At 62.5% G+C, this 3515-nt stretch carries 5 protein-coding genes; 2 read left to right on the plus strand and 3 right to left on the minus strand.

The annotated features are described in order from the left end of the window. On the minus strand, nucleotides 1-788 hold a 788-nt coding region (locus EOA22_RS27940), incomplete at its 3' end, for an FAD-dependent oxidoreductase (protein ID WP_127390377.1). A 249-nt stretch (nucleotides 789-1037) separates the two neighbouring features. Here EOA22_RS27940 and EOA22_RS27945 point away from each other — a divergent pair. Both EOA22_RS27945 and EOA22_RS27950 read left to right on the plus strand, forming a co-directional pair. Then, complete coding sequence (locus EOA22_RS27945; protein WP_013530077.1) at nucleotides 1038-1517, plus strand: Lrp/AsnC family transcriptional regulator; 480 nt, start codon at nucleotides 1038-1040, stop codon at nucleotides 1515-1517. A 253-nt stretch (nucleotides 1518-1770) separates the two neighbouring features. Next, nucleotides 1771-2565: a glycosyltransferase family 2 protein gene (locus EOA22_RS27950; protein ID WP_063168809.1), complete on the plus strand. Its 795-nt coding sequence runs from the start codon at nucleotides 1771-1773 to the stop codon at nucleotides 2563-2565. A 4-nt stretch (nucleotides 2566-2569) separates the two neighbouring features. On the opposite strand, the gene EOA22_RS27955 is transcribed toward EOA22_RS27950, so the two are convergent. Further along, nucleotides 2570-3229, minus strand: coding sequence for an HAD-IIIA family hydrolase (locus tag EOA22_RS27955; protein WP_063168810.1), 660 nt, complete (start codon nucleotides 3227-3229; stop codon nucleotides 2570-2572). Continuing rightward, on the minus strand, nucleotides 3222-3515 hold a 294-nt coding region (locus EOA22_RS27960), incomplete at its 5' end, for an SIS domain-containing protein (RefSeq protein WP_127390378.1). The genes EOA22_RS27960 and EOA22_RS27955, both read right to left, overlap by 8 nt.

Here is a 3515-nt window from a genome sequence, read left to right on the forward strand (position 1 = left end):
GGCTTCTGCTTGCGCAGGCCGGCGAACAGTTCAACCGCCGGCGCATGGCCGATGGCCACGAACACACCGTCGATCTTGAGGTGCGACACCTCGCCGGTCCCCGCATGCTTGAGCTTCAGCCCTTCGACCGAGGGCGGCAGCGGCGTCTTGCCGGGCCGACCGGTGATCTCGTCGACGATCGTGTCCCAGATGACGCGGACATTGTCCTTTTTCAGAAGCCGCTCGCGCAGGATACGTTCGGCGCGAAAATCGCTGCGCCTGTGGATCACCGTCACGCTCTTGGCGAGATTGGACAGATAGAGCGCCTCTTCCACCGCCGAATTGCCGCCGCCGATCACCGCGACATCCTTGCCCCGGTAGAAGAAGCCGTCGCAGGTGGCGCAGGCCGAGACTCCAAAACCCATAAAGTCCTGCTCGGTCGGGATGCCCAGCCATTTCGCTTGCGCGCCGGTCGCGATGATCAGCGCGTCGGCGGTGTAGGTGGTGCCGGAATCGCCCTTGGCACGGAACGGTCGCACGTTGAGGTCGACCTCGGTGATGATGTCGTTGATGATGTCGGTGCCGACATGCTCGGCCTGTTTCAGCATCTGCTCCATCAGCCACGGACCCTGGATCGGGTCGGCGAAGCCGGGATAGTTCTCGACATCGGTGGTGATCATCAACTGCCCGCCCTGCTGCAGGCCGGCGACCAGCATCGGCTTCAGCATGGCGCGGGCGGCGTAGACCGCCGCCGTATAGCCGGCCGGGCCGGAACCGATGATGAGAACGGGCGCGTGCTTGGTGGTCATCTAAAGCCTCTGCGGAGGGCTGCCGGCAATTGCGGCATGGAAAACTCGATCATTGTCGCGCGTAATGTAAGTGTTGCCCACGACGCCAGCAAGGCAAGTTGGAGTTCGTCCCCGGAAAGCTTTGTCACACCCTGTCGCCTGCGGATCCCGCGAAATATTCCGGGCGAAGGATGGAATGGACAGCGAAGTCGTTTAATTACAAAATCACGCAAGATTCTTGCGTGTTGCCCCTCATGATCGAGAGCCCTCATGCCGCTCAAGGCCGACCTCGACGCCATCGACTGGAAGATCCTGCGCGAATTGCAGGGCGACGGCCGCATGACCAATGTCGAACTGTCGAACCGCGTCGGCATTTCGGCACCGCCATGCCTGCGCCGCGTCAAGCGCCTGGAGGAAGCCGGCATCATCCGTGGCTACCGCGCTCTGCTCAACGCACCAGCGCTCGGCCTTGATGTCGTTGCCTTCTGCCTCGTCGGCCTGCATCATCAAGCCGATGCCGAGCTGCGCATCTTTGCCGAGCGCACCCGCGGCTGGCCGATCGTACGCGACGCCTGGATGGTGTCGGGCGAATCCGATTTCCTCCTGCATTGCGTGGCGAGCGACCTCGGCGCCTTCCAGAGCTTCGTCATCGAGGAACTGACCTCGACCCCGAATGTCGACACGGTGCGCACAGCGCTCACCATCCGCCGGGTCAAGGACGAAGGCTTGGTCTCGTTCGCACAGCCTTGAGCCGGTTGAACCGCAACCGGCTTTCGCCGATGCGGCCTGAGCGCCTCGCCATATCAGCGCCGCTTTGGCGTTCGATAGGCTCTCCTGTGGAGCCGGATGTACTGCCGTAGCCACCTTGCTGGTTTCCTAGAGCAATTCCAGAAAAAGTGTGTAACGGTTTTCCTGGGAAAAGCGCATAGCGCTTTCGGGATTGCATAATACAGGTGGCGCAGGGCAGCCCAATTCCGAGAACAGTGTGCCGTGGGGTGGGACGATGACTCGATTTTCTAGCCCGGTTTCGGCGCTGGTCATCTGTATGAACGAGGCCGACATGATCGGCGAATGCCTGGAAAGCGTCGACTTCTGCGCCGAGATCATCGTCGTCGATTCAGGCTCGACGGACAGCACTCTGGACGTCGTCAATGCGTTCATCGCCAAGGGCTACCCGATAAGGCTGTTTCACAATGATTGGCCGGGCTTTCCTCGTCAGCGGCAATTCGCGCTCGATCAGGCCACCCAACCGTGGTGCCTTTCGATTGAAGCCGACGAGGCCATCGATGACGTTCTCAGGCAGTCGATCACGAATGTGACGCAGCTTGGGAACGATGCTTTCGACGGATGGTACATCAGGCGCCGCGACAAGCTGAAGGGTTATGGCTATGCGCACCGCTGGGTGCTTCACAACAGGCTGCTGCGTCTTTTCCGGCGCGACAAGGCGACCATGGACCTCAATCTGCGGGTCCATGAGTCGTTCGAGGTGCCGGGCGAAACCGGCACCATAGAAAATGGCGTGCTGCTGCATCGCCGCGAAATGACTATTGCCGAGGATCTGGCGAGAGCCAACACCTACTCCAGCCTCAAGGTCGCCACGCTGGTCGAACGAGCCAAGAAGCCTGGCCTGATAAGACTGGTGCTGTCGCCGCTTGGCAACTTCCTGAAGTTTTACCTGGCCAAGCGCTACTTCCTGTGCGGCCGGCACGGGTTCGTCTATTCGATGCTGGTGATGGTGTATTCGTTCGCCACCGAGGCCAAGCTCTATGAAGCCTGGCGGGACAACGATCGGGTATAAACCGTTAGGGCGCGCCCGAGGCGGCCCCAAGTGCAGCTATTGCGGCGAGCAGGCCGTCGAAGTCCGCGCGGTCGCACCAAGGCCGAATTGTGAAGCCCCGTCGGACAGCCGCTTGCCCGTCCACCAGCCAGCCCTGCGAGAGGCCGGCGCGTTGTCCCGCCTCCATGTCGGCCTCCTTGTCGCCGACGATCAGCGAACGCCGCAGATCGAGCCCGAGGCGACTGGCCGCCTCCAGCAGCATGCCCGGATTGGGCTTGCGCATCGGATGATCTGCGGCCGCGAGCGGGCCGGAGCCCGCCTCGTGATAGGCGCAGGCAAGGACCATGTCGACGAACGCATTGTCGGCGCGTAGCAGTTCGAGCACGCGGCCATTGACGGCGGCGAAATCGCTCCAGCCGAAATAGCCGCGCGCGATGCCGGACTGGTTGGTGACGACGATGACGGGAATGCCGGCCCCGTTGGCGGCGGCTATCACCGCGGCTATATCCGCGCGCAGCACCATTTCGCCAGGATCATCCGGATAGCCCGTATCGATATTGATGGTGCCGTCGCGGTCGAGGAACAGCGCCGGAGAGCCGGCGGCGAACACCTTTGAGCCGACCTGCTCGACCCACAGGCCCGGCTCAGCCAGCGGATAGCGGCCAGAGGTCGTGGGATCAGCCATTGCTGAGGCGCGCTTCGACCACCTCGCACAGATGATGATAAAGGCACAGATGCCCCTGCTGGATGATCGGCGTCGAGGTCGACGGAACGTTGAGCAGGATATCGGACAGAGGTTTCAGCTTGCCGCCGGTATCGCCGGTCATGCCGATCACCGTCATGTCCATCCTCCGTGCCTGTTCGGCGGCGGCGAGGATGCTCGGCGAATTGCCGCTGGTCGAGATTGCCAGAAGCACGCCGCCGGCCGCGCCATGCGCCTCGACCTGGCGCGAAACAACCGTGTCGAAGCC

The sequence above is a fragment of the Mesorhizobium sp. M7A.F.Ca.US.014.04.1.1 genome, from assembly GCF_003998745.1.
In the GTDB taxonomy this organism is placed as follows: Bacteria; Pseudomonadota; Alphaproteobacteria; order Rhizobiales; family Rhizobiaceae; genus Mesorhizobium; species Mesorhizobium ciceri.

What these genes read in the sequence shown, in the direction of transcription:
- EOA22_RS27945 (WP_013530077.1), top strand. Translation starts at nt 1,038, where the DNA reads ATGCCGCTCAAGGCCGACCTCGACGCCATCGACTGGAAGATCCTGCGC.
- EOA22_RS27955 (WP_063168810.1), bottom strand. Translation starts at nt 3,229, where the DNA reads ATGGCTGATCCCACGACCTCTGGCCGCTATCCGCTGGCTGAGCCGGGC.
- EOA22_RS27950 (WP_063168809.1), top strand. Translation starts at nt 1,771, where the DNA reads ATGACTCGATTTTCTAGCCCGGTTTCGGCGCTGGTCATCTGTATGAAC.